Raw genomic sequence first — 25,406 nt, forward strand, 5'->3', positions numbered from 1 at the left:
CGCCGGGTCGGCTCCGATGCGTGCTGCGACCACGCTGACGATCCGGTCCGGCGGTGTGTCGGCGGTGACGCCCAGCGGTGTGCGAATACGGCGCAAAGTCGCCGCTCGCAGCTTCCCTGCGACGTGGTCGTGGTCCTTCGAGCGCCGATACAGCGCGGCCTGCCCGGCCAGCAACTCGTTCGCCGCGACTTCGACCGGGCGCGGCTCACGTACCAGAGCGCCCCGCCGCCGCGCGCGCCACCACACCACCAGCGCGGCGGCGATCAGGAATTGAACTCCGCCGTAGAAGACCGGTGCGGGCAGTCGATCCCAGATCGGGTCGTCGCCCGCTCCGAAGCCCGGCGGGTCGTAGGAATCGTCCGGAGGGACGTCGGGCAGATCCGGTGGTGGTTTCGGCGTCGGCGCGGTCGGCGCACCACACGATTGCAGCGCGCCGTAGACCAGCAGCAGCAACGCGGCCGTCGCGGCCACTGCTGCCCAGAATCTCGGGTCGCGCAGGAGCTTCGGCAGCGGAGGAAGTCGGCGCCTGGTGCGCGGTGGCCGCTCCTTCGCCTCGACCTCGGTGGGTTCCGGTGCGGGCGGCGGCGCGGCGGCGGAGAACCGGTCGGCGTATTCGAGTCTGCGGTATTCGTCTTCGCCGGCGCGGCGTCCGCCGTACACCACTTCGTCGAAACTGTGTGCCGCGGGCTGTAGCTCGGTGGCGACCTCCAGCGGCAGCGCGGTGGTCACGTCGTCGGCGGTTTCCCGCGCGGTGCGCGAGCGCCGGACTTCCAGCACGCCATGCTGTTCCAGGCCGCGCAGCACGGCACGGAAGCGTTCCCGCAGGGCGCTGTCGAAATCTCGGCGCTGCGCCGCTGATTCGGCGGCGGCGCGATGGTCGGCGGCGGAGCCGAGGCGGGGGGTGCCGGGCGCCGGGTCGTTCGTCGCGGGGACGCCCTTGGTCGGAGTGACTTCCGCGGGACCGCGCATCTCCGGTGCGCTCTGCGGCTGAGAGTCGTTCATCGCGTCTCCCGAACGGGGATGCGGATGTCCAATCCCTCCCTGCGGCAACGGCGGTCGACGTAGCACACCACCCGCGACGATGCCTCGACCACCTCGCCGAACGCCGTCACCAGCAACACGGCCGTGGTGGTCAGGACGATCACCGGCCACCGATGGGTGCCGGAGAAGTCCGTGAGGAATAGCGGGATGGCCAGTAGCGGTATCGCGAGCAGTCCGAACAGAGCGCGCTGGGCTACCCACAGTCCGGTCGTCGGCCACTCGGCGCCCTCGGCGAGCAGTTTCGCGCGCGCCACGCCGTCGCGATGCGAGGTCCGCTCGACGAACAGGACCGGAACCGTGAGCCAACGGCGCGCCCGAAGCCAGCCGAGCCAGAGCACCGCCAGTGGAAGCGTCACGATCAACGGGCTGCTCACCGCGATCACACCCACACCCACCGAGGTGAACAACAGCTGGAATACCAGCAGCGGACCGGATATCACCGCGAACCGGCCCAGCGCGGTGCGCCAGCCGATCGGCGCGCCGTCGACCGTCGCGAGTCCGAGCGCGATGGTCGTCCCGCGCAACGCGAACCGCAGCAACCACGCGCAGGCCGCGGTCGACAGAATCGCTGCCCAGGCGGTGCCCGCGTCGGAGCCGTCGGTCAGCCTCGAGACTCCCGCAATCACAACGATGACGATCGCCTCGGCGGCGAACAACCCGGCCAGGCTCAACCCGGCCAGGGCGCGAATGTTCGCCTGGATCAGGGCGAACGGCAGATCGAGCAGTTCGCGGAAACTCAGCGGTCGGATCGGCACCGTCGTTCCAGGAAACCCCGGTACCGGATCTGTTCCCGCCCCGACGGCGCCGGCCGATTCGGCGGCTGGCAGCACGGGCCGAGTCTAACCGTCAGCGCTGGAGGAGGCGCCGCACCACGTGCCGGTAAACGAGTCGGGTCGATGGCGATCCGCTTGCGAAACGCCCGGGGCCAACCGTCGGTTTACCACCGGCTCGTCATGCTGCGGGGCGGAACTATTCGGGGAGGTCGGCCAGCAGGCTGCGGCGGGCCGAGTCGACGTGTTCCTGAGCGGCTCGGGCCAGCGTCTCGGGATCGCCGGTGCGCAGCAGCGTCGCCAGTTCGCGGTGCTCGTCCACCACTCGTGCGCTGTAGTGCTGGTAGCCGAGGGCGATGCGGCGCGACTGGAACAGGTAGACCTGGGAGCGCACCGCCTGCCAGGCGCGGCTGAGCCGACTGTTGGCCGCGATCTCGTAGATCCGGTCGTGGAAGGCGATGTCGAGAGCGAGCAGCCGCGGCCCGGACGCCTCCCCGCGAACCTCGTTCTCCGTAGCACCGACCAAATCGTCCAATTCGGTCAGCTGTTCAGCGCTCGCCGCGGCCCGCGCGCTGACGGCCGCCAACCGGTCCAAGGCGGCCCGCACGGCGTAGACCTCCTCGACATCGCTTGCGGTGACCTCGATGACGCTGGTACCGCGATGCCACGCGCTCCGGATGAGTCCTTCCTGCTCCAGCAGCGCCAGACCTTCGCGAACCGACCCGCGGCTGACGCCCAGCGCGGCGGCGAGCTCCACTTCGCGCAGCGGTGCGCCGGGCGCGAAGTCGCCCGCGAAGATCGCTCGGCGGATGCGGTCAGCGGCCTCATGAGCCAGTCCCCGACGGGCAACTCGATCCAGCGATGCAGTCACGTCCAAATGTTGACATTCGGACATCGTGCGGCGCAAGCTTCGGGCAACGATCGAATCCGAAGGAGTTCCCCGATGCAGTCGCCCCCTGCCGTGCATGTGGCCATCCCGGTCGACGACCTGGACGCCGCCCGCCAGTTCTACGGGGAGGTCCTCGGACTCGACGAGGGACGCAGCACCGACCACTGGGTCGACTGGAACTTCCATGGTCATCAGTTGGTGACGCACGTCGTGCCACGCCGATCCGCGGCTGCGGGCACCAGCGAGGTCGACGGGCATCGCGTACCGCTCCCGCACTTCGGTCTGTTGCTGTCGACGGCGGAATTCCACCGGCTGGCCGATCGGCTGCGTGCCGCGGGCATCGTGTTCGTCATCGAGCCCTACCTGCGCTTTCCCGATCAGCCCGCGCGGCAGTGGACGATGTTCCTGCGGGATCCCGCCGGTAACGCGCTGGAGTTCAAGGCGTTCCACGACCAGGCGCAGGTGTTCGCCCGATGAGGCGGGTTCTGGTCACCGGCGCGTCCCGCGGCATCGGCCGGGCGGTGGCGCTGGCCTTCGCCGAACGCGGCGATCGCGTCGCGGTGCACTACGCGACCGATTCCGCCGCGGCGGCGGACACGCGACGACGACTGCCCGGCGCCGGACATGCGGTGGTGGCCGGTGACGTGGGCGATCCGGATGGCGCGCAGCGAGTCGTCGCCGAGGCCGTCGCGGCGCTGGGCGGGCTCGACGTCCTGGTCAACAACGCCGCCGTCGCCCCGTCCGCCGGTAACCGGCACTCGGTGGCCGAGGTTGATTTTCCGGAGTGGCGGCGGATCTGGCAGCAGATGGTCGAGGTCAACCTGTTCGGCGCGGTGCACCTGACCTATGGCGTCGCCCGTCACCTGATCGATCGCGGTGCTTCCGGCAGCATCGTCAACATCGGTTCACGGGGCGCGTTCCGGGGCGAACCCGACTTCTCCGCCTATGGCGCGAGCAAAGCCGGGCTGCATGCCTTCGGGCAATCCATGGCGGTGGCATTGGCGCCGCACGGAATCGCGGTGTCATCGGTAGCGCCCGGATTCGTCGGCACGGAACGGCAAGCGTCCAAACTGACCGGCACATCCGGCGAGGCGTTGCGCGCCCAGAGCCCCTTCGGCAGAGTCGGGACGCCCGAGGAAGTCGCCGCCGCGGTGCTCTATCTGGCCTCGCCCGAAGCGGCGTGGGCGTCGGGAGCGGTGCTCGACCTCAACGGCGCCTCCTATCTGCGGACCTGACTATCGCTTCGCGGTGTGGATCACCGGCCGGGCGGGAGTTCGCGCCGGTTCGACTCAGGAAGTTCGGCATGGTGGTGGCCGGGGAGTTCCTCCCGGTTCGCACCGGTGGGCAGGCCGTAGCCTGCGGCGCCGGTCGGGGGAAGGGAGTAGCGCGGCGCGGAATAGTCGGCGTCGACTACCGTCGACGCGATGTGCTGCGCGTGCGCGACCTCGGGGGAGCCGGGGTGGAGCTGGTAGCCGACCGGAGCGCCCACGGCCTGCGGGTGCGAGGTCTGGCCGTCGATGGTCACCTTGCGTGTGCGGCGCAGGGTGAAGGTGATCTCCTCGACCTCCTCGAACGCCTGCCGCGCGGTGCGTAGCGGATGCGTCGCGGTGTCGATCGCGTTGGCGACGAACGACGGAACCAGGGGCCGGATGAAGCGCGCCGCGGTATCGGTGAACGGCACCGTGCCGATCAGCGGCAGTTCGAGACCGCCGCTCGGGCGCGCGGCGGGGGCCGGCGCGACGGCGGGCGCGGGCGGGCTCGCGGTCACGGGGGCGGGTAGGTTCGGCGTCACCTCGTGCGGCATGGCGCTGTCCTTTCGATCGTCCGCCGCGGCGGCGGGAAGTTCGGGGCGGCGCGGCGGTTCGGTGATACCGATCTCGATGCCGCCGATGGCCGCGATGATGCGGGTGCGCTGGTGCTCCCGGTCGATGGCCGTGTCCGCCTCGACGGCGAGGCGGGCGGCGGTGAGCTGCTGTTCGGCGCGCAGGGTTTCGGCTTCGGCGCGCACTTCGGCCTGCTTGACCGCGATGGCCGTGTCGGCTTCGCGCTCCGCGCGGTCGTGCACGGCACGCGCCGCGTTGTGCCGGTCGAACGATGTTTCTCCGCGCCACCAGCGCAGCACCAGCGGCAGCAGGGCGAGCGCGACGAACGCCACGATGGTGAGAATGCGCAACGGCAACGCCTCGCGCACGGTGTAGTCGTTCATCGCCTGCCAGCGCGCGCCGAATCCGCGGTCTGCGCCGTCGAAGGCGGCGTTCCGTGCGGCGGAGAGGGCGTCCTGGTCGTCGGCGATCCGGCGGTCGGCCGCGTCGACCCGGCCCTGCGCCGCGGCGAGCTGCTTGCGGGCGTCGTCGAGCATGTCGTTGGCCGTCTGCGCCTCCGGGCCGCGGCCCGGTACGCCGGTGATCCTGGTCCGCGGGCACTCGGGGGTCGGGTTGTACTCGCAGCGGGCGATCACCAACGCATGGTCGATATCGGTCTGCGCTTTGGCGATCGCCTGGTCGAGCGCGGCCCGGTCGGCCTTCGCCCGGTCCAACTCGCTCCGCGCCGCGATCACCTGCGCCGCCGAATCGACCGACCGCTGAGCCCGGTCATCCAGCACCCGGTCGACGGACCCGCCGAAGAGCACGACCGCGGCCAATTCGGCCAGCAATCCGCCTGCCAGCACGGCGACCGCGAGACGCACGATCAACCCGAGCCGATCCGGCCCTCCGCTCGGCCGCGCCGTCGCAACCGCGCGCGCGAGCGCGCCGGTCAGCGCTGCGACCACGAGCGCCGCCGCCAGCGTCGCCCACAGCGGCCACGCGTCCGTCGAGGCCGCGGCCAGCCCGGTGGTCCCACCCGAGATGGTCGCGAACAACAGCACGACGGCACCGGTGACGGCGTAACCGGCGCGCTCATGGCGATCGGTGATTTCGCTGGTCCGGCCCCCGCCGAGCCAGGTGAACAAGCCGGTGACGGTCATCGGAAGGCACATCCTCTACGTCCCAGGCGCTTTCGCGGGCGCGACGAAACTGTCACGGATTCGTTGTGACAGCGTGACAGGCACCCCGCCGACTCAGCGAGCAGGGGCGGCCGGATGTGTCCAGGCTCACAGATCATCGGGCGTCGTCCGGAACGTGGTGGGTGAATACGCCTACTCTGGCGCGGTGGTGAGCGATCCGAGGAGGTCCCGGCATGCGCGGAGTCGTAGTGACGGTATTCGCGGCGGCGCTGCTCATGTGGCCTGGTAGCGCGGGCGCGTCCCCCGCCGACGGATCACTGGACCGGCTGGTCGGGCTGGTGGTCGAGCGGCTGGACACCGCCGACGCGGTGGCCGCGGCGAAGTGGGCGGCGGCCGGTGAGCGCGGCATCGAGCCGACCATCGACGATCCCGTGCGCGAGGCCGAGGTCTACGACGCGATGGCCCGCCTCGGTAACGGCCGTGACCTGCCGGAGAACTGGGTACGGCAGGTGTTCTTCGGCCAGATCGAGGCCAACAAGACGGTGCAGCGCGGCCTGATGCTCCGGTGGCGGTTCGATCCGGCCGCGGCGCCGAGCGACCCAGTCGGCCTCGCGTCCGTGCGCCCGGTCATCGACCGGGTGAACGTCGGAATCCTCGACCAGCTGGCCGCCCGCCGAGCCGAGCTGACCGCGCCGGATTGCACGAAACGGTTGGCGCAGAGCGTCTTCCGCGTGTTCGGCACCGGCCGGATGGATGCCTTGCACCAGGCTGCGCTGGTACGTGCCGCGATCGCGCTGTGCCCGGCCTGAACGGGTGTCGCGCGTTCGCTCGGAAAATGTGTCCAACAACACTCCTGCTTATTTGCTGAGAATGTGCTGAACTACACAGGGGGTAAAAGAGTCCGGACGGTCGGATCACATTCACGGCTTGTCACGCCGGTGTCGGAAATATCTCAGCGACCCGATCGCCGAGTTAGCCGCTGCCACTTGGTTTTGTCCGGCCCTGTGCGGGGAAACCTTCTTCGACGCAGGTGAGGGCGGGTTCTCGGTGTTGCGTTGAGGTTTCGGGCCGGTGATGCGCGCCGGTTCAGCCCAGCTGGCACCCGGTGCCACGGGGATCGATCGCACGGTACTCGCTGCTTTACACTGGACGACGCGCACACGTGGAGGACCGAATGAAGAAGCCCAGCTAAACCCGGTTATTAGCGCAACCTAAGTTGGTTGGGCCCTGGACCTGACTTATCGTTTGCTCTTACACCGAACACAGAATGTTCGGCAATCGCCCGCTCGGGCAGCCCTAGCCGGTGCTCAGCGTAGCGGGCGAGAACCCGCTCGGAGGTAAGGATCTTGTTAGGGATCCGTTACCGAAGGGCACCCACTACGTCACAGAAGCGGGTGGACACAACTGCAGACCTGACTGCACGCCGAAGGCCATCAGCGCGGCTGGCTTCGGAACGTACGGGCGCAGTCTTGTACGGAGGCGTTCGACGAAAGGCCGTTTTTCTTCGAAGGCCGACTTTCTTGAAGGCAGAGGCATGACGCAACTTCCTGGCCACCGGTCACCTGGACCCATCGGTCTCTACGACCCGGCGAACGAGCACGACGCCTGCGGCGTCGCGTTCGTCGTCGACATGCACGGCCGCCGCAGCCGCGACATCGTCGACAAGGCTATTACGGCTCTGTTGAACCTGGAGCACCGTGGTGCCGCCGGCGCCGAGCCCAACAGCGGTGACGGCGCGGGCATCCTGATCCAGGTTCCCGACCGTTTCTTCCGCGCCATCGTGGACTTCGAGTTGCCGCCGGAGGGCTCCTACGCCTCCGGTATCGCCTTCCTGCCGCAGGCACGTCGCGAAGCCGCGCGCGCCGCCTACGGCGTGGAGAAGATCGTCAAGGAAGAGGGCCTGGAGGTCCTCGGCTGGCGTGAGGTGCCGATCGACGAGTCGTCGCTCGGCGCGCTGGCGCGCGACGCCATGCCGACCTTCCGGCAGATCTTCATCGCCTCGCCGAAGAACGCTTCCGAACCGCTGTCGGGTATGGATCTGGAGCGTCGCGCCTACGTGGTGCGCAAGCGAGTCGAGCACGAACTCGGGTCGGCCGGTGCGGGTGAGGGCGCGGTCGGCAGGGAATCGGTCTACTTCCCGAGCCTGTCCGGGCAGACCTTCGTCTACAAGGGCATGTTCACCACGCCGCAGCTGCGCGCATTCTACCTGGACCTGCAGGACTCCCGGGTGGAGAGCGCGCTGGGCATCGTGCACTCCCGCTTCTCCACCAACACCTTCCCGTCCTGGCCGCTGGCGCACCCGTTCCGCCGCGTCGCGCACAACGGTGAGATCAACACCGTCACCGGCAACGAGAACTGGATGCGCGCCCGTGAGGCGCTGCTGCGCAGCGACGTCTTCGGCATCGACTCCGCGGGCAAGAACCGGCTGGAGAAGATCTTCCCGGTCTGTACCCCGGGGGCGAGCGACACCGCCCGGTTCGACGAGGTGCTGGAACTGCTGCACCTCGGCGGCCGCAGCTTGCCCCACGCCGTGCTGATGATGATTCCCGAGGCCTGGGAACGCAACGACAACATGGACCCGCAGCGGCGGGCGTTCTACGAGTACCACTCGATGCTGATGGAGCCGTGGGACGGCCCGGCGTCGGTGTGCTTCACCGACGGCACCGTCATCGGCGCCGTGCTCGACCGCAACGGCCTGCGCCCCAGCCGCATCTGGGTGACCGACGACGGCCTGGTCGTGATGGCCTCCGAGGTCGGCGTGCTCGACATCGACCCGTCCAAGGTGGTCAAGAAGGCCCGTCTGCAGCCGGGCCGCATGTTCCTGGTCGACACCGCCCAGGGCCGCATCGTCGGCGACGATGAGATCAAGTCCCGGCTCGCCGCCGAGCACCCGTACCAGGAGTGGCTGGACAAGGGCGTGTCCCGCCTCGCCGACCTGCCCGACCGTCCGCACGTGCACATGTCGCACGATCGCGTGCTGATCCGCCAGCAGATCTTCGGATACACCACCGAGGAGCTCAACCTGCTGATCTCGCCGATGGCGAGGACCGGCCTCGAAGCGCTCGGCTCGATGGGCACCGACACCCCGATCGCGGTGCTGTCCAGCCGTCCGCGCCTGCTGTTCGACTACTTCTCCCAGCTGTTCGCGCAGGTCACCAACCCGCCGCTGGACGCGATCCGGGAAGAGGTGGTGACCAGCCTCAAGCGCAACATCGGCCCGGAGGCCGACCTGCTGCACCCCGGACCCGAGTCGTGCAACCAGATCGCGCTGGAGCAGCCGATCCTGGACAACGACGAGCTCGCCAAGCTCGTGCACATCAACGACGACGGTTCGCACCCCGAACTGCGGTCGGTCGTCGTGCGCGGCCTGTACCCCGTGAAGAAGGGCGGCAAGGGCCTGCGCAAGGCGCTCGAGGCGATCAACACCCAGGTGTCGGCCGCCATCGACGGTGGAGCGCGGATCATCGTGCTCTCCGACCGCGAGTCCAACGAGAAGCTGGCGCCGATCCCGTCGCTGCTGCTGACCTCCTCGGTGCACCACCACCTGGTGCGCGAGCGCACCCGCACCATGGTCGGGCTCGTCGTGGAGGCCGGTGACGCCCGCGAGGTGCACCACATGGCCATGCTGGTCGGCTTCGGCGCCGCCGCGATCAACCCGTACATGGCCTTCGAGACCATCGAGGACATGCTCGAGCGCGGCGCGCTGGAGATGCCGGGCAGCACCGGCGACCTGGCCGCCGACTACCGCAAGGCGGTCGCGAACTACAACAAGGCGGCGGGCAAGGGCGTGCTGAAGGTGATGTCCAAGATGGGCATCTCCACCCTCGCGTCCTACAACGGCGCGCAGCTGTTCCAGGTGATCGGCCTGTCGCAGGAGCTGGTGGACGAGTACTTCACCGGCCTGCGCTCGCACCTGGACGGCATCGGCCTGGACGAGATCGCCGACGAGGTCGCTCAGCGGCACCGGATCGCCTTCCTGGAGAACCGCAATGAGCGCGCGCACCGCGAGCTCGAGGTGGGCGGTGAGTACCAGTGGCGGCGCGAAGGCGAATACCACCTGTTCAACCCGGACACGGTGTTCAAGCTGCAGCACGCCACCCGCTCCGGCCAGTACTCGATCTTCAAGGAGTACACCAAGCTGGTCGACGACCAGTCCGAGCGGCTCGCGTCGCTGCGCGGCCTGTTCAAGTTCAAGGGCGACGCGCGCAGCCCGATCCCGATCGAGGAGGTCGAGCCCGCGTCGGAGATCGTGAAGCGGTTCTCCACCGGCGCGATGAGCTACGGCTCTATCTCGGCGGAAGCGCACGAGACCCTGGCGATCGCGATGAACCGCCTCGGCGGACGGTCGAACTCGGGTGAGGGCGGCGAGTCGCCGTCGCGCTTCGAGCCGGAGGAGAACGGCGACTGGCGGCGCAGCGCGATCAAGCAGGTGGCCTCCGGCCGCTTCGGCGTGACCGCGCACTACCTGACCAACTGCACCGACATCCAGATCAAGATGGCGCAGGGCGCCAAGCCCGGTGAGGGCGGCCAGCTGCCCGCGCACAAGGTGTACCCGTGGGTCGCCGAGGTGCGGCACTCGACGCCGGGCGTCGGCCTGATCTCGCCGCCGCCGCACCACGACATCTACTCGATCGAGGATCTGGCGCAGCTGATCCACGACCTGAAGAACGCGAACCCGCAGGCGCGCATCCACGTGAAGCTGGTCGCCGAGCCGGGTGTCGGCACCGTCGCCGCTGGCGTCTCCAAGGCGCACGCGGACGTCGTGCTGATCTCCGGTCACGACGGCGGCACCGGCGCCTCGCCGCTGACCTCGCTCAAGCACGCGGGCGGTCCCTGGGAGCTCGGCCTGGCCGAGACCCAGCAGACGTTGCTGCTCAACGGCCTGCGCGACCGCATCGTGGTGCAGGTCGACGGCCAGATGAAGACCGGCCGCGACGTGATGATCGCCGCGCTGCTCGGCGCCGAGGAGTACGGCTTCGCCACCGCGCCGCTGGTGGTCTCGGGCTGTATCATGATGCGCGTCTGCCACCTGGACACCTGCCCGGTCGGCGTCGCGACGCAGAATCCGGTGCTGCGCGAACGCTTCACCGGCAAGCCGGAATTCGTCGAGAACTTCTTCCTGTTCATCGCCGAAGAGGTCAGGGAGCTGCTGGCGCAGCTGGGCTTCCGCACCCTGGACGAGGCCATCGGGCGGGTCGATCTGCTCGACACCTCGCGGGCCAAGCAGCACTGGAAGGCCAGCAAGCTGGACCTGTCGCCGATCCTCGACGACGTCGAGACGGCGTTCATGTACCAGGACCGCCGCTGCACCAAGCCGCAGGACCACGGCTTGGACAAGGCGCTGGACCAGCAGCTGATCGTGCAGAGCCGGGACGCGCTCGAGCGCGGACAGGCGGTGAAGTTCGAGACCAAGATCACGAACGTGAACCGCACCGTCGGCACCATGCTCGGCCACGAGGTGACCAAGCTCTACGGCGGCGCCGGTCTGCCCGACGACACCATCGACATCACCTTCACCGGGTCGGCGGGCAACAGCTTCGGCGCCTTCGTGCCCGCGGGTATCACGCTGCGCGTGCAGGGTGACGCCAACGACTATGTCGGCAAGGGTCTTTCCGGCGGCCGCCTCGTGGTGCGCCCGTCGCTGAACGCGCCCGGCGAGTTCGTCGCGGAGCAGAACATCATCGCGGGCAACGTGATCCTGTTCGGCGCGACCAGCGGGCAGGTGTTCCTCAGCGGTGTGGTCGGCGAGCGGTTCGCCGTGCGCAACTCCGGCGCCACCGCGGTGGTCGAGGGCGTCGGCGATCACGGCTGCGAGTACATGACCGGTGGTCGTGTGGTCATCCTGGGCGAAACCGGGCGTAACTTCGGCGCCGGTATGTCCGGCGGCGTTGCGTTCGTCTTCGACCCGAACGGCACCTTCGCGTCCAAGCTCAACCCCGAGCAGGCCGACGCCGTCGAGCAATTGGCCGGTGACGACTTCACCTGGCTGCACGACATCATCACCCAGCATCGTGACCAGACGGGTTCCCCGGTGGCCGATCGCATTCTGAGCGATTGGTCGCAGCAGGTGAACCACTTCGTCAAGCTCATGCCGCGGGAATACAAGAAAGTTTTGCTCGCCATCTCCGAAGCTGAGAAGAGCGGCAAGGACGTGGACGAGGCGATTATGGAGGCCGCTCGTGGCTGAAAAGAGAGTTCTACAGATGACGTGGACGACGCGCTGTGACTATTCGGGGGCCGCTCGTGGCTGACCCCCAGGGTTTTCTGAAGCACACCTCTCGGGAACTGCCGAAGCGGCGGCCCGTACCGCTGCGCCTGATGGACTGGAAAGAGGTCTACGAGGAGAACTTCTCCCACCAGACCCTGCGCACCCAGGCCAGCCGGTGCATGGACTGCGGTATCCCGTTCTGCCACAACGGCTGCCCGCTGGGGAACCTGATTCCCGAGTGGAACGACCTGGTCTACAAGGACCGCTGGCGGGAAGGCATCGACCGGCTGCACGCGACCAACAACTTCCCGGAGTTCACCGGGCGGTTGTGCCCCGCGCCGTGCGAGGCGTCCTGCGTGCTCGGCATCAACCAGGATCCGGTCACGATCAAGCAGGTTGAGGTCGAGATCATCGAGAACGCCTTCGACGAGGGCTGGGTGACCCCGGTCTACCCGACCCGCCTCACCGGCAAAAAGGTCGCCGTGGTCGGTTCCGGTCCGGCCGGTCTGGCCGCGGCGCAGCAGCTGACCCGCGCCGGGCACACCGTGACGGTGTTCGAGCGGGCCGACCGCATCGGCGGTCTGCTGCGCTACGGCATCCCGGAATTCAAGATGGAGAAGCGCTTCATCGACCGCCGTCTGGCGCAGATGGAGGCCGAGGGCACCATCTTCAAGACCGGTGTGAACGTGGGCGTCGACATCACCGCCGAGCAGTTGCGCGAGCGGTTCGACGCGATCGTGCTCGCCGGTGGCGCCACCGTTGCCCGTGACCTGCCGATCCCCGGTCGCGACCTGGACGGCATCCACCAGGCGATGGAGTTCCTGCCGTGGGCCAACCGGGTGCAGCTCGGCGACGACGTCACCGACGCCGACGGCCTGCCGCCCATCCACGCGAAGGGCAAGAAGGTCGTCATCATCGGCGGCGGCGACACCGGCGCGGACTGCCTGGGCACCTCGCACCGGCAGGGCGCGGCCAGCGTGCACCAGTTCGAGATCATGCCGCGTCCGCCGGAGGAGCGGGCCGCCTCGACCCCGTGGCCGACCTACCCGCTGATGTACCGGGTCTCCTCGGCGCACGAGGAGGGCGGCGAGCGGGTGTTCTCGGTGAACACCGAGCGCTTCGTCGGCGCGGACGGCAAGGTGACCGGCCTGGAAGCGCACGAGGTCACGATGGTCAACGGGCGCTTCGAGAAGGTCGAGGGCACCGACTTCACGCTCGAGGCCGACTTGGTGCTGTTGGCCATGGGTTTCGTCGGCCCCGAGAAGCCGGGCCTGCTCACCGATCTCGGCGTCGGCTACGACCAGCGCGGCAATGTGCAGCGCGACAAGAACTGGGCGACCAACGTTCCCGGCGTCTTCGTCGCGGGTGACATGGGCCGTGGTCAGTCGCTCATCGTCTGGGCCATCGCCGAAGGCCGCGCCGCGGCCGCCGGTGTCGACCGGTACCTGGAAGGCGAGACCGCCCTCCCAGCGCCGATCACCCCCACCATGGTGGCTCAGCGCTAGACCCCTCTCTTACCGGAGCGGAAACGAAGGCGCCTGTGGACAACTTGTCCGCAGGCGCCTTTTCGCGCTCGACAGGTCCTCGGGCCGCATACATTTCCCGTGCCGATGGGCGATCGTTCATTCCCTCGCTGAGTGTCGGAAATCCGACACATCGCAGCTTTCGAATGGCATTGCGGCGGTTGTGCCCTTATTGTGATCTTCGGCGTGTGGCTGATCTTGTGGTGGGTGCCGTGTGTTCACCCAGCGTGCACTGGAACGACATTCGACGAGGTCAGCATTGACGCGGCAACTCGGCGGGCAGTTCGACGAGGGCAAGGGTTTGGAGCGGTATGCAGTGGAAGAAGGTCGTCGCGGCTCTGGGCGCGTCCGCGACAGTGATGTCCGGCTTGGTTTTCGGCAGCGGGTCCGCGAGCGCGGCCCCGGGCTGCCCGAGCCTGTACGTGGTGGCGATTCCGGGTACCTGGGAGACCGGACACGACAAGACGCCGCAGCCCGGCATGCTGTCGGGCGTCACCCGAGGTCTGCCGTCCTCCGCGGAGGTCGACTACGTGACCTACGCCGCGACCGCCTTCCCTTGGGAGGGTGAGGTTTACGGCAACTCGAAGAAAGAGGCGGTCGACAACGCGCGGGGCATGATCGCGGCCATGGCGCAGCGGTGCGGCGCGACGAGGATCGCGCTCGTCGGCTACAGCCAGGGCGCGGACGCCGCCGGTGACCTCGCCGCCGAGATCGGCACCGGGCTCGGTGTCGTGCCGCCCGACCGCGTGGCCGGTGTCGGTCTGATCTCCGATCCGCGTCGTTCGCCCACCGACATCCAGGTCGGCCCGATCGCTCCCGGTGCGGGCGCGGGCGGTCCCCGGGTCGGCGGCTTCGGCTGGATCAGCGACCGCACGCGCACCATCTGCGCCGTCGACGACCTCTACTGCGCGACCGCGACCGACGACTTCGTCACGCGGTTCGCCGGATTCCTCGCCCAGGCGTCGGACGCCAACCCCGCCAACATGTGGCGCTACCAGATCGAGGCGGGCAACATCATCGGCGACCTGATGTCGCTCGGCGGTGTCCCGACGCTGCAGGCGCAGCTGACCGACTCGGCCAACCAGCAGCGGGCCAAGGATCTCGAGCGCTTCTACAAGTCGCAGGCGCACACGGTGTACGGCAGCTACCAGGTGGGCGGCGGCCAGACCGCCATCTCCTGGATGCGGAACTGGATCGCGGGCATGGCCTGAGCCATCGCCGAAACCACAAGGCCCACCTCCTGGCTCGGAGGTGGGCCTTCGGTTTTCCCGGTCGGTGGCGGGGCTAGCTGGACCCGGTCGGCGGCAAGGACTGCTTGAAGTGGAACTGACGCGGCGGCGGGCCGTCGCGCCACGGGTGGTCATCCGGCCCCGGGCACGGGCCGTCATGCCTTTCGAAGTGACGAGGGCGATTGATGTCGGCACCCTGCTGTGGTTCGTCCACAACCTGGACCTGGACCCCCTCGCCCGGCTCGGCGGGCGTTTCGGCGGATGCGGTCGCGGCCAGGGCCGCGAGCGGGACGGCGATCAGCGCGCCCGCCACGGTCACCCGGGCGAGACGCCGCAGCGGTGCGGTGGTTTTGGAGAGCGACACGGAATTCCTTTCTCTCGAACCGTGAGCCACTGTGCGAGTGGCTCACCGGTCCCATCGAAGATTCCGTCGCTGGGACACCGGTGCGATGGTCCTGGCAATCGGCTGTGAATGGCTCAGCTTCGAGTAGCCATGTTGCGCGGCAAGAGATCCCACACGTGCCCGTTCTCGTTGACCGTTGCCGCCGTGCGGCGTCCGCTGCGGGAGAACAGGATCCGGGTGATGGAGCAGTAGTCGATGGGGAAGGTCAGCGGCCGTTCCAGTCCGAGGATCTCTTGCAGCGTCACGTTGATCACCCCGCCGTGCGCGAACACGATGACGGTGTCCTCTGGTTCCGTGGCGGCGACGATGTCGGCGATGGCGGCTCGCACTCTGGCCTTGAAGGCGTCCCCATCGACCTGCAACGGGAAATCCCCGGCTTTGATTCGCTCATACGCGTCCCGGAATTCGACTTTGGCGTCTTCGATCGGGATATACGCGGGCAGATCGCGATCGTACTCGGCGAGGTCGTCGACGATCTCCACGTCGAGACCGAGTTTCGTGGCGGTCGGCGCCGCGGTTTCCCGCGCCCTGCGCTGCGGACTGCTCACCACCCGGGAGATCCGATGATGCCCGAGCGCCGCGGGCACCCGCTCGGCCTGCTCCAGCCCCACCAGGGCCAACTCCGGATCCGCGGGTCCAGCGGAGTTCGATATCCGGACCGGCTGAGCATGGCGAACAAGGATCAACTGCACACGCCCACTCTGCCCGATGCCCCGCAGCCGGTTCCATCCGGACCCGACAGTCCCGCAGATACCGACGTCACCGAGATCGACCGACTCTGAGTCCGGCTACCCGGCACGAACGACGGCCCGGTTCGCCTCATGCGAGCCGGGCCGTCGACGTCTGGCTAGGTGTTCTTCTTCCGCTTGGTCAACAGATAGATACCGGCGATGATCAACGCCACGACCAACAGGCAGCAGATCGCGCCGACGATCAGCCCGCCGCCCTTGCTGCTCTTCTTCTTTTTGGCGGCGAGCTCGGTAGCCGAACTCATCCACACGTCCGGGCTCGCCCACACGGAGTGGTCCAGCAGGCTAGCGTTGGCCAGCAGGTCAAGGTACATCTCACAACCCCTTAAGGTGTATCGGCCTCCTCCCGGAGCCGAATATCCAAGCGTAGCCGTCCTATTCGCTGGATGAGAACCGATCGCCGGGGAAGGCTCGCTCAGCGTGGTTTCACCAGCGGGAACGCCAGCGTCTCGCGAATGCTGCGTCCGGTGATCAGCATGACGATCCGGTCCACGCCCATCCCGAGCCCGCCGGTCGGCGGCATCGCGTGTTCGAGCGCCTGCAGGAAGTCCTCGTCGAGCTCCATCGCCTCCGGGTCGCCGCCCGCCGCGAGCAGCGACTGCTCGGTGAGCCTGCGCCGCTGCTCCACCGGATCGGTGAGCTCGCTGTAGGCGGTGCCGAGCTCGACACCCCACGCGACCAGGTCCCAGCGCTCGGTGACGCCGGGGATGCTGCGATGCTGCCTGGTCAGCGGGGACACCGAGGTCGGGAAGTCGATGTAGAAGGTCGGTTCCTCGGTGCGCGACTCGACCAGGTGCTCATACATCTCCAGCACCACCTGGCCCGCGTCCCAGCCGTGCTGGTAGGGCACGTCGACCTTGTCGCACAGCGCGCGCAGTTCCTCGACCCCGGTCTCCGGCGTGATCACGGTGCCGATCGCCTCGGACACCGCCGCGTGCACCGTCATCACCCGCCACTCGCCGGAGATGTCCACCTCCTCGAACGCGCCGTTCCCGGTGGGCCGCAACGCCACCATCGCACCGTTGGCCGCGATGGCGGCGTTCTGGATCAGCCGACGGCACAGGTGCATCATGCGCTCGTAATCGCTGTGCGCCTCGTACGCCTCCAGGATGGTGAACTCCGGGTTGTGACTGAAGTCGACGCCTTCGTTGCGGAAGGTCCGCCCGATCTCGAACACCTTCTCCATGCCGCCGACGCACAAACGCTTCAGGTACAGCTCGGGCGCGATACGCAGGTAGAGGTCGAGGTCGTAGGCGTTGATGTGGGTGACGAACGGCGTGGCGTTGGCGCCGCCGTGCACCCGTTGCAGGATCGGCGTCTCCATCTCCAGGAATCCCCAGGAGTTCAACGAATCCCGCAGCGAGCGCACCACCGCGCTGCGCTTGGCCAGCACCTCGCGGATCTCGGTGTTGATCGCCATGTCGACGTAGCGCTGCCGCACCCTGGCCTCGGGATCGGACAGGCCTTTCCACTTGTCCGGCAACGGGTGCAGGCATTTGCCCAGCATCCGCCAGTCCGCCGCGAGCAACGACAGCTCACCGCGCCTGCTCTGCCCGATCTGGCCGCTCACCTCGATCAGGTCGCCGAGATCGAAGAACTCACCGAATTCGGCGCTGCGTTCGGCGCCGACCCGGTCGCGATCGATCATCAACTGGATGTCGTCGGTCCAGTCGCGGACCACCGCGAAGATCACGCCGCCGTAGTCGCGAATGCGCAGCAGCCTGCCGCAGACCCGGACCGTGGTGCCGCGCGGGGAACGCCGCGCCTCGGTGACGCTGTGCGTCGGCGGATAGGCGACCGGGTAGGGGTCTATACCGGAATCGGCGAGGCGGGCAAGCTTGTCCATGCGCACGCGAACCTGTTCGGGCCTGCGCGGAAGTTCCTCCTCGCCCGCGACCTCCGCGATCTCCGGTGGACTGCCGTCGGCGTGCAATCCTGTCACCGTCGCGGGCACCGCGGCGTGCACGCCGGTGTGCGTCACCGTGCCGGTCTCCTTGCCCAGCCGGGGGAGGAAACCCTCGGCCAGCGCGCTGGCCACCGCGACTCGCGGCAGCTGCCTGCGCTCTTCGAACAGGAAGAACCGGGGAGCCCAATGCGGCTGGTATTTGACGTTCGAGCGATACAGCGCCTCCAGCTGCCACCACCGCGAGAAGAACAACAGCACGCCGCGCCACAAGCGCAGCACGGGACCGGCGCCGATCCGGCCGCCCTCCTCGAACACCGAGCGGAACACCGCGAAGTTCAACGACACCTTGGTGATGGCGTACTGGTCGGAGTTCAGCGCGAGCTGGGAGATCATCAGCTCCATCACGCCATTCGGGCCCTGCGGATCGCGGCGCATCAACTCCAGGGACACGCCGGTGCGTCCCCAGGGGACCAGCGACAGCATGCCGAGCACCCGACCTTGCGGATTGATCGCCTCGACCAGCAGGCAATCGCCGTCCAACGGATCGCCCAATCGGCCGAGTGCCATGGAGAACCCGCGCTCGGTCTCGGTGTCGCGCCAGCTGTCCGCGCGGGCGATGATCTGGGGGAACTCGTCGGCGGGGATATCGCGGTGCCTGCGAATGCGCACGCCTACCCCGTGCTTGCGCAGCCGGTTCGCGGCCTGGCGCACCGGCTTCATCTCCGGTCCGGCCAGCGAGAAATTCCTGGTGTCCAGAATGGCCTCGTCGCCGAGGCGCAGCACGGAAAGGCCCGCGCGCCGATACGCCGTCGCGCCGAGTTCGCTCGCGCCCATCACCGCCGGGGCCCACCCGAATCGGTCGGCCAAGCGCAGCCAGGCGTCGATCGCCTGCGGCCAGGCCTCGCGGATACCGATCGGATCGCCGCTGGCCAGGCAGACGCCCAGCTCGACACGGTAGGTCACCGCCGCCTTGCCGCTCGGCGCGAACACCACCGCCTTGTCCCGGCGGGTGGCGAAGTAACCGAGCGAATCCTCCACGTCCGAGCGCTCCAGCAGCCCCCGGATCGCCGACTCGTCGACTCCGGTCATCGCGTTGGCCGCGCGCTGCGACCGCAGCAGGATGATCACGGCGGCCAGCAGCGCGACCGCGCCGAACAGGCCGAGCAGGAAGTTGACGAATGGCCGCGGATGGCCGTCGAAGTGCTCGTTGTCCGCCAGCACCGCCGCGGTCACCCGGTACAGCGCCCAGGCGGGTCGCTGCACGCCAGGCGGCAGGCTGCCGGGGAACAGCTCCACCAGGCCCCAGCCGAGCAGCGCGCCGACGGCCAAGCCGCCGACCAGAACACCGAGCGCCTTCCAACCCGCGCCCCGGCGCACCTGGGTGTAGAACTCCGGCCAGGCCGCGATGAGCACGCCGATCACCGCTAAGTGCAGCACCATGGCCACCAGCGCGTGGATATTGCCCTGCTCGGTGAACAGCAGGATGTTTCCGACCGTGTAGCTCGCGAGATAAGCGACCAGCAACCACCAGGCGATTCGTTTCCGGCTGGTGATCGCGCCCGCGAGGAATCCGACGACCAGCGCCCACATCAAATTGGTGTCCGGCGCGTCGAAGTAATAGTCGTCGATGTAGCGGCGCGGCACCTGGGTCAGGAAACGAAGTCCGGGGGAAAGGCTCCAGAGAAAGCACAGCACGGCGAACACACCGAGTGTCAATCCCGCGATATGCGGCACTTCCGAAAGTCGTCCGTGGGCACGGTGCGGGACCGGCGGAGTAGGCCCGCCCGGGGGCGGTTCGGTATCGATGTGTTGCTGGGCTTGCGTGGACGTCACGGAACCAGTGTGTACGCAGCTGTGTCGGATTTGCCACGCCTGTGGGGCGGCGTGTCAGTGGTCGGCAGGTGGGCGGTTGCTCATGGATCGCCGGGGGTGTAGGGCGGTGTCCGGTGAGTTCGGGTGGCGGAGTAAGTATTTACCTCATGTCAGAACCAGTCGATGTGCCGATCGATGATGACGTCATTCGGCTAGGTCAGTTTCTGAAACTGGCCAACCTGATCGAATCCGGTTCGGAGGCAAAGACCGTGATCGCCGCCGGATTGGTGCGGGTGAACGACGAGGTCGAGCTACGTCGCGGACGACAGTTGCATGTCGGTGACGTGGTCGCCCTCGCCGGTCACAAGGCCAGGGTGTCCGGCTGACCGTGTCCTGAGCGGCGGCGGTCCGCTGCGGATGGACCGCCGGTTCGGTGTCGATCCGCGACCGCTCACTCCACCGCTCAGCCCTCCGCACGCACCACGACGCCGTCGTGGTCGCTGTAGAGCATCTCGCCGGGGACGAAGGTGACGCCGCCGAACTGGACCGGCACATCCCGCTCACCGCTGCCGGTCTGGGTGCTCTTGCGCGGGTTGGTGCCCAGCGCTTTGATGCCGATGTCGAGGGTGCGCAGGATGGCGGAGTCGCGCACCGCGCCGTTGACGATGACGCCTGCCCAGCCGTTGTCGACACCGCGCCCGGCGATAATGTCGCCGACCAGCGCGGTGTGCACGCTCGCACCGCCGTCGACCACCAGGACCTTGCCTTCGCCCGGTTCGCCGAGCGTCTGCTTCACCAGCAGATTGTCCTGGAAGCAGCGGATGGTGGTGATGCGTCCGGAAAACGCCGCGCGCCCGCCGAACTGAATGAACTGCGTGTCGCAGCTGCGGATCTCCGGGCCGATCTCATCGGCCAGGTCGGCGGTGGCGATTACATTCTGCGATTCGGTCACTGTAGTTATTTTGCCGCGTCCCCGGCAGGGCATGTTCGCGGGTTCCTTTTCGGACGCCGAACACCGCCGTGCGTGGTTGTTCGGCGCACGCACGTCTCGGCTTGCGTCCGCGGCTCGCGTTATCGGTGGCCGTAGCGCAGTTCGTATAGCTCCCGCTCGCGATCGGTGATCTTGCCGTGATCGACCAATTCCGGATTCAAGCCGTGCTGGACCAGCCGGAATCGGCGCCAGACATAGCTGAGTGCGACGGTGAAGACGACCAGTGGAACGATCATCATCACGATCAAGCCGATCTTGAGGGGGAGCGGCCCGGGGAAGAGCAGCACCAAGGCGAAGAACGGGATGATCGGCCCGAGAAACCGGACGAGATATCGCTCCATGGCCCCGTGTCCGACGAGGTCGTGAATGACCCACTCGTGCAGCTCCTCGGGGAGCTCGCGGCCGAGATCGTAGGCGATCCGCTGCCCAATAGTGGGGGTTTTCATGCATTCAGGCTATGCCTGTGGTATAAGTCACCGCTAGTTGGTAGCCCGGCTCAGCCCCGGCCATGCCTGCGTTCGTAGTCGAGGCGTTCGCGTTCGGCCCGGCGGTGTGCGTCGGCGTCCGCGAGCGCGGGGTCGAGACCATGCTTGATCAGCCGGTGCCGCCGGTAGACGTACAGCAGCGCCACCGTGAAGTAGATCAGCGGCAGATACAGCAGCGCCATCATCGCCAAGCCCATCCACAGCGGACCGGGCAGCAGCAGGAACAGCATGAGCACCGGAAGCACCGGCACCAGGAACCGCACCAGATACCGCCGCGTCGCACCGGGACCGACCAGGTCCGCGCGCACCCAATCGGACATCGAATCCGGCAGCGTGCGGCCGCAGATATAGCCGATCCGCTGAGTGAAGGAGGGTGTCGCGCTCACGGCTCCAGCATCCCGGCCTCGATATCGTTCGCGCAACCGCACTCACTCCGACATCCGGCGCCGCGGATCAAACAGGGCGCGCGGCGTGGAACGCGGCGATCTGCGTCACCAGGTTGTGCGTGGTGTGCTGTACGGCGATCTTCACGAACGGTTCGATGGTCTTGCCGAGCGCGCGCCCGGCCAGGCCGCCCGGCACCCGGTAGTCCACGATCGCGTCGACGGTGCACAAAGTGTCGCCCTTGGCGTGGAACAGGAAGGTGGACTCGATCTCGAAACCCTTGATGGACTTCACCCCGATGGCGTAGTCCTTCTCCCACCGGATCACCTCGATCCGCGACCTCAGCGAGGCGGGCCCCAGCTTCATGTGCCCGTCGAAGGTGGCGCCGACCCCTTCCGTTTGCTCGCCGACCGGTGTGAAGGACTCGACGCCGTGCAGGAAGCGCGGCAGATTCTGGTAGTCGTTCACATACGCGAACGCGGACTCCGCCGAGGCAACGCAATCCTCGACGATCTTCACTTCGGTCATACGGAAACCCTAACCGGGGCAGGGGCGCACCGGTTCAGGCGGTGACCGCCAGCGTCGCGGCGAGCCCGAATGCCAGCGCCATCACGACGACCTCCGCGATCGCCCGGCGCAGCGAAGCGTCCGCGCCCATCCGGTGGTCGGCCGCCCGCGGCACCCAGCTGCGCCGCCACCACCAGCCGAGCGCGAGCAGTCCGAGCAGCACCACGGTCTTGGCGAGCAGGATCCTGCCGTAGCCGGTCGTGACGAACGGCACGATCCCGCCGACGCGGATCAGCCCGTTCAGCAGTCCGGTCACCGCCACCGTCGCCACCAGGGGCAGCGCCACCGCCGAATACCTGGGCAGCACGACCGCCCACTCGCCGCGGGTCCGGACCACCAGTGCGAGCGCGATCAGCAAACCGAACCAGGCGGCCGCCGCCAACGCGTGCACCGCCGCGAGCACCGAGCCGAAGACCTGCTGCGACATGTGCCCGGTGATCGGGCGCAACGCCAACGCGACGGCCGCGAACACCAGTACCAGGTCACCCGAGGCGGACTCGGGCCGCCGGAACGCCAGTGCGGACCCGCCCGCGACGGTCCCTACGCCGATCAGGATCGCGATCCCGACCTGTCCGCCGCTGACGTCGACCAGGTAGGTGCCGAATTCCTCGGCGCCGAGATCGGCGACCGGAACGCCGACCACGTCCGCCGCCTCGAAGACCAGTACGGCGAACTCGGCGATTGCCCAAACCCCGGCGAGGACCGCCAGCAACCGCCACGGTGTCCGCAGCCGCGGCGCCATCCTCGGCAGCGCGGCCAACCCGAGCGCGGCCGCCCCGACGCCGTCGGCCACCACCCGGACCACCGCCTCGGCGGGCAGTGGCTCCGGCAGGATCAGAACCCAGGCGAGCGCCACGCCGAGCAGCCCGGACACGACGGTGAGCAGCGTGGGCCAAGGCGTCCGGTCGGCGGCCCGTCGCGCGCCCCGGCCGCCGATCTTCGCGTCGTTCACCGCTTCGGGCCGCGGCTCCTGCCGCCGAACAACGCGAATGCGAGCCCGCCGCCGAAGAGCACGATCGCGCCGGCGACGAACACCCACAGCGGAACCCCGCCCGAGTCGTCCGCGCTCTCGCCCGCTTTGGCGTTCGGTTTGGGTCCGGGCGTGCCGTTGCCGGGCTTGCTGAGCGTGAAGTGCCGTTTACCGCTGACCGGGTGGCCGTCGGCCGAGGTCACGCGGTAGGCGATGGTGTATTCGCCGACCGGCCCCAGCTCGCCGACGGCCACGCTGACCGTCTTGCCCTCGACCACCGGATCGCCCTTGGACCAGAGGTTGCCGTCCGGGCCGACGACGGTGAGCGAGGGGAAGCTGGGTTGCAGCTCTTCGTTGAACGTGACGCTGGCCCGGGCGGGTCCGGTGTCGATCGTGGCGTTGTCCTCCGGGACGCTGCCGGTGGCCGCGGAGTGCGCGGCGGCGACTCCCGTCGCGGCGATGCCGAATCCGAGCAGGAACACCGCCGCCAGCACGGCGGTGAGCAGACGGCGGGTCATGAGCGCCGTCCTCGGATCACGTTGCCCAGACCCAGCGCGACGCCGAGCAGACCGAGCGCGAGGCCGATACCGCCGAGCCAGCGGGCGGTGTCGTCGGCGTGGTCGACATCGTCGTCGGCGGCCTCGCTGTCCACCTTGTGCCCGTCCGCGGCGCTGTGGTCGCGCGCGCTGAGGGTCACCGACGGCGCCGGGTGTTCGGGTTCGTCGCTGTCTTCGCCGACCGGCTGGTCCCAGCTGACCACTTTGCCGTCGGAGTAGGTCTGCTTCGCGGGGAAGCTGACCGAATCCTGTTCGGGCAGTGGACCGACCGACACCGCGAAACGCTGGAACTGCCCGGGCGGAATGCCGGGCGCGCCGGGGTCGGCTGTCCACGTGACGGCGGTGACCTCGGACTTGTCGTTGCGTTCGACCTTGGCCGACCACCCCGGGACGGGCTCGGTCCGAGCGGATTTCAGATTGGGCAGGGTGACGGTGAGCGCCGTGGTGCTCGCTGTGTCGGACTCGGTGGGCACCCGGAAGCTGGCGACGGTGTATCCGCCCTGTGCCGCGCCGGGCGCGTCCACCGTGACATGTGCCGCGGCCGTGCCGCAGGTGAGCAGGACGAGTCCCGCCCCGGCGGCCGTCGTGCCGACGGCGCGCGAAATCGAGCTGTGCATGCTGAAAGCCTTCTGTGCGAAACGAAGTGATGTCGGGTGATCAGGCCGACACCGGTGGCGCGCGAGGACCGATCGCGCCGTTCGCGGCACAGCGATAGGGCGGAAGGCCGGGATCAGGCCAGTGCGGCGTGCCGATGATCCGCGCCGCCCGCGGAGGCGCGAATATGGCACGCAGCGCCCCGGAGGCCAGGGTGTAGAGCCGCCCGGCGAGCGCGATCAGGACCGCGCAGCCGAGCGTCGCGAGCGTGTGCGCGAACAGCATCCACCCGGTCGGCAGTGTGGGAAGCGTTGGGGCGCCGCCGGTTCCGTGCCCAGCATGGTCGTGCCCGAGCAGGCCCGAGAGCGCGGCGTGGCTTGCCAGCTGGCCGACTCCGAGCAGCCCGACCAGCACGGGCCCCGGACGTAGCGGCGCCATGCCCGCGGCCGACCCCGCCGCGGCGGCGATCAGCAACAGCAGGGTCAGTTCGGTCGAGTCGGGAACACCGCCGCCCCCGGCGCCATGCGCCGCGACGGCGAGCGTCGTGACGAGCGCACCGACCAGCCCACCGCGCAGGCGGCCGGCGATCAGGTGCGCAGACATCGGGATGGTTCGGCTCAGCGCACGCCGAGCCGGGCCAGGATGTCGGACTCGATCCCGGACAGCTCGTGAGCGATCGACGCGTGCACTGCGCGGCGTCGATGGGCAGGCATCTGGTCGGAGGTGCGCACGGCGGCGGTGAGGCTGCCGAGGCGGTCCTTGGTGGCGGCGGTGAACTTCTGCGTCTCGCCCTTGTCCTTGCCGTTCTGCGTGCCGACCTTCTCCAGCGCCGCTTCCGCGTTCGCGATCCTGGCCTGGAGCTTCGCGCCGTGCCCGGTGAAGTCGCCGAGCTGGTCGATACCGATGCCGAGCTGCTGGGCGCGGCGGGTGTCGAGCCGGCCGCGCAGGAACGTCGCGCCACGGTATGCGAGCGGTGCCAGCACCGGGATGAGCACGCGGGCCACGCCCAGGTACTTCTTCACCTGACTCGCGCTGAACGGATCGCGCTCGGCCTTGGCCGCCACCTTCAGCGCGGCCTTCTCCTCCGCCTGGAGCGCGGCGATCTGCGCCTTGGCGACCTTGCGCTGGCTGCGCGCCTCCGCGCGGCGGGCTTTGCGGTCGTTCTTGGCGGCGAGCTTGGCCTCGATCACGGCCTTGTGCTTGAGGGCTTTCGCCTCGGCCCTGCGGCTCGGCCGCCGCTTGCGCTTCGTGAACAACCCCATCGAAGGCCCTCCGTCATGCTGGTTCGCCATGGCAGTACGACGCCGGGGAAGGCCGTCCGCCCATGTCACACAGTTCGCCGCTACCCTATCGGTTCGGTGCTCACGGCTGCGAGGGTACTGCG

24 protein-coding genes are annotated in these 25,406 nt (G+C 68.6%); 7 read left to right on the forward strand and 17 right to left on the reverse strand.

Features of this window, described 5'->3' with window-relative positions; genetic code table 11:
• The 3 genes from ON34_RS00010 to ON34_RS00020 form a co-directional block, all read right to left on the reverse strand.
• The coding region (locus ON34_RS00010; protein WP_245547814.1) for a DUF4129 domain-containing protein at window positions 1-1,002 on the reverse strand (1,002 nt) is incomplete at its 3' end.
• Window positions 999-1,871 carry a hypothetical protein gene (locus tag ON34_RS00015; RefSeq protein WP_245547815.1) on the reverse strand — a complete coding sequence of 291 codons (873 nt, stop codon included), beginning with the start codon at window positions 1,869-1,871 and terminating at the stop codon, window positions 999-1,001. The genes ON34_RS00015 and ON34_RS00010, both read right to left, overlap by 4 nt.
• Window positions 1,872-2,010: 139 nt before the next feature.
• Window positions 2,011-2,682 (reverse strand): GntR family transcriptional regulator, encoded by a 672-nt coding sequence (locus ON34_RS00020; protein ID WP_245547816.1) that lies wholly within the window; start codon window positions 2,680-2,682, stop codon window positions 2,011-2,013.
• Between the two features lie 72 nt (window positions 2,683-2,754).
• On the opposite strand from ON34_RS00020, the gene ON34_RS00025 reads away from it, so the two are divergent.
• Both ON34_RS00025 and ON34_RS00030 read left to right on the forward strand, forming a co-directional pair.
• Entirely contained in the window at window positions 2,755-3,177 is a 423-nt protein-coding gene (locus ON34_RS00025; protein ID WP_040772566.1) for a VOC family protein, read from the forward strand.
• Window positions 3,174-3,935, forward strand: a complete 762-nt coding sequence (locus tag ON34_RS00030; RefSeq protein WP_040772568.1) for an SDR family NAD(P)-dependent oxidoreductase — start codon at window positions 3,174-3,176, stop codon at window positions 3,933-3,935. Before ON34_RS00025 ends, ON34_RS00030 begins: the two co-directional genes overlap by 4 nt.
• 20 nt (window positions 3,936-3,955) lie before the next feature.
• Here ON34_RS00030 and ON34_RS00035 read toward each other — a convergent pair whose 3' ends face one another.
• Window positions 3,956-5,665, reverse strand: a complete 1,710-nt coding sequence (locus ON34_RS00035; RefSeq protein WP_051021968.1) for a DUF4407 domain-containing protein — start codon at window positions 5,663-5,665, stop codon at window positions 3,956-3,958.
• 212 nt (window positions 5,666-5,877) lie between these two features.
• On the opposite strand from ON34_RS00035, the gene ON34_RS00040 reads away from it, so the two are divergent.
• The 4 genes from ON34_RS00040 (at window position 5,878) to ON34_RS00055 (ending at window position 14,586) form a co-directional block, all read left to right on the forward strand.
• Window positions 5,878-6,453: a chorismate mutase gene (locus tag ON34_RS00040; protein WP_040772570.1), complete on the forward strand. Its 576-nt coding sequence runs from the start codon at window positions 5,878-5,880 to the stop codon at window positions 6,451-6,453.
• Window positions 6,454-7,178: 725 nt separating this feature from the next.
• Window positions 7,179-11,831: a glutamate synthase large subunit gene (gene gltB, locus ON34_RS00045; RefSeq protein WP_040772572.1), complete on the forward strand. Its 4,653-nt coding sequence runs from the start codon at window positions 7,179-7,181 to the stop codon at window positions 11,829-11,831.
• 56 nt (window positions 11,832-11,887) lie between these two features.
• Window positions 11,888-13,357 (forward strand): glutamate synthase subunit beta, encoded by a 1,470-nt coding sequence (locus ON34_RS00050; protein ID WP_040772574.1) that lies wholly within the window; start codon window positions 11,888-11,890, stop codon window positions 13,355-13,357.
• Window positions 13,358-13,686: 329 nt separating this feature from the next.
• Window positions 13,687-14,586 (forward strand): cutinase family protein, encoded by a 900-nt coding sequence (locus ON34_RS00055; RefSeq protein ID WP_040772576.1) that lies wholly within the window; start codon window positions 13,687-13,689, stop codon window positions 14,584-14,586.
• Between the two features lie 73 nt (window positions 14,587-14,659).
• Here the strand turns inward: ON34_RS00055 and ON34_RS00060 are convergent, their stop codons facing one another.
• From ON34_RS00060 to lysX, 4 genes are all read right to left on the reverse strand, one after another.
• Entirely contained in the window at window positions 14,660-14,968 is a 309-nt protein-coding gene (locus ON34_RS00060; protein WP_040772578.1) for a hypothetical protein, read from the reverse strand.
• A 113-nt stretch (window positions 14,969-15,081) separates the two neighbouring features.
• Window positions 15,082-15,699, reverse strand: a complete 618-nt coding sequence (locus ON34_RS00065) for a histidine phosphatase family protein (protein WP_040772579.1) — start codon at window positions 15,697-15,699, stop codon at window positions 15,082-15,084.
• A gap of 155 nt (window positions 15,700-15,854) precedes the next feature.
• The gene (locus tag ON34_RS00070) at window positions 15,855-16,070 is read right to left on the reverse strand and encodes a hypothetical protein (RefSeq protein WP_040772581.1); all 216 of its coding nucleotides are present in this window, start codon (window positions 16,068-16,070) and stop codon (window positions 15,855-15,857) included.
• 101 nt (window positions 16,071-16,171) lie between these two features.
• Window positions 16,172-19,468, reverse strand: a complete 3,297-nt coding sequence (lysX, locus tag ON34_RS00075; protein ID WP_051021999.1) for a bifunctional lysylphosphatidylglycerol synthetase/lysine--tRNA ligase LysX — start codon at window positions 19,466-19,468, stop codon at window positions 16,172-16,174.
• 173 nt (window positions 19,469-19,641) lie between these two features.
• Between lysX and ON34_RS00080 the strand changes: the two genes are divergently transcribed.
• Window positions 19,642-19,860: an RNA-binding S4 domain-containing protein gene (locus tag ON34_RS00080; RefSeq protein ID WP_040772585.1), complete on the forward strand. Its 219-nt coding sequence runs from the start codon at window positions 19,642-19,644 to the stop codon at window positions 19,858-19,860.
• Between the two features lie 77 nt (window positions 19,861-19,937).
• Here ON34_RS00080 and rraA read toward each other — a convergent pair whose 3' ends face one another.
• From rraA to ON34_RS00125, 9 genes are all read right to left on the reverse strand, one after another.
• Window positions 19,938-20,426: a ribonuclease E activity regulator RraA gene (gene rraA / locus ON34_RS00085; RefSeq protein WP_040772587.1), complete on the reverse strand. Its 489-nt coding sequence runs from the start codon at window positions 20,424-20,426 to the stop codon at window positions 19,938-19,940.
• Window positions 20,427-20,545: 119 nt separating this feature from the next.
• Entirely contained in the window at window positions 20,546-20,911 is a 366-nt protein-coding gene (locus ON34_RS00090) for a DUF5313 family protein (RefSeq protein WP_040772589.1), read from the reverse strand.
• A 50-nt stretch (window positions 20,912-20,961) separates the two neighbouring features.
• Entirely contained in the window at window positions 20,962-21,336 is a 375-nt protein-coding gene (locus ON34_RS00095; protein WP_040772591.1) for a DUF5313 family protein, read from the reverse strand.
• Between the two features lie 67 nt (window positions 21,337-21,403).
• On the reverse strand, window positions 21,404-21,862 hold the full coding sequence (locus ON34_RS00100) for an SRPBCC family protein (protein WP_040772593.1): 459 nt from the start codon (window positions 21,860-21,862) through the stop codon (window positions 21,404-21,406).
• Window positions 21,863-21,896: 34 nt separating this feature from the next.
• A complete protein-coding gene (locus ON34_RS00105) occupies window positions 21,897-22,853 on the reverse strand; it encodes a CopD family protein (protein ID WP_306303631.1) in 957 nt (318 codons plus the stop codon).
• Complete coding sequence (locus ON34_RS00110) at window positions 22,850-23,389, reverse strand: copper resistance CopC family protein (protein WP_040772595.1); 540 nt, start codon at window positions 23,387-23,389, stop codon at window positions 22,850-22,852. Before ON34_RS00110 ends, ON34_RS00105 begins: the two co-directional genes overlap by 4 nt.
• On the reverse strand, window positions 23,386-24,045 hold the full coding sequence (locus ON34_RS00115) for a YcnI family copper-binding membrane protein (RefSeq protein WP_040772597.1): 660 nt from the start codon (window positions 24,043-24,045) through the stop codon (window positions 23,386-23,388). The genes ON34_RS00110 and ON34_RS00115 overlap by 4 nt, the downstream gene beginning before the upstream one ends.
• A gap of 40 nt (window positions 24,046-24,085) precedes the next feature.
• Window positions 24,086-24,625 (reverse strand): hypothetical protein, encoded by a 540-nt coding sequence (locus ON34_RS00120; RefSeq protein ID WP_051021974.1) that lies wholly within the window; start codon window positions 24,623-24,625, stop codon window positions 24,086-24,088.
• A 14-nt stretch (window positions 24,626-24,639) separates the two neighbouring features.
• Window positions 24,640-25,284, reverse strand: coding sequence for a DUF6474 family protein (locus ON34_RS00125; RefSeq protein ID WP_040772598.1), 645 nt, complete (start codon window positions 25,282-25,284; stop codon window positions 24,640-24,642).
• Window positions 25,285-25,406 lie beyond the last annotated feature (122 nt).

This window comes from Nocardia pneumoniae NBRC 100136 (genome assembly GCF_000308755.1).
In the GTDB taxonomy this organism is placed as follows: Bacteria; Actinomycetota; Actinomycetes; order Mycobacteriales; family Mycobacteriaceae; genus Nocardia; species Nocardia pneumoniae.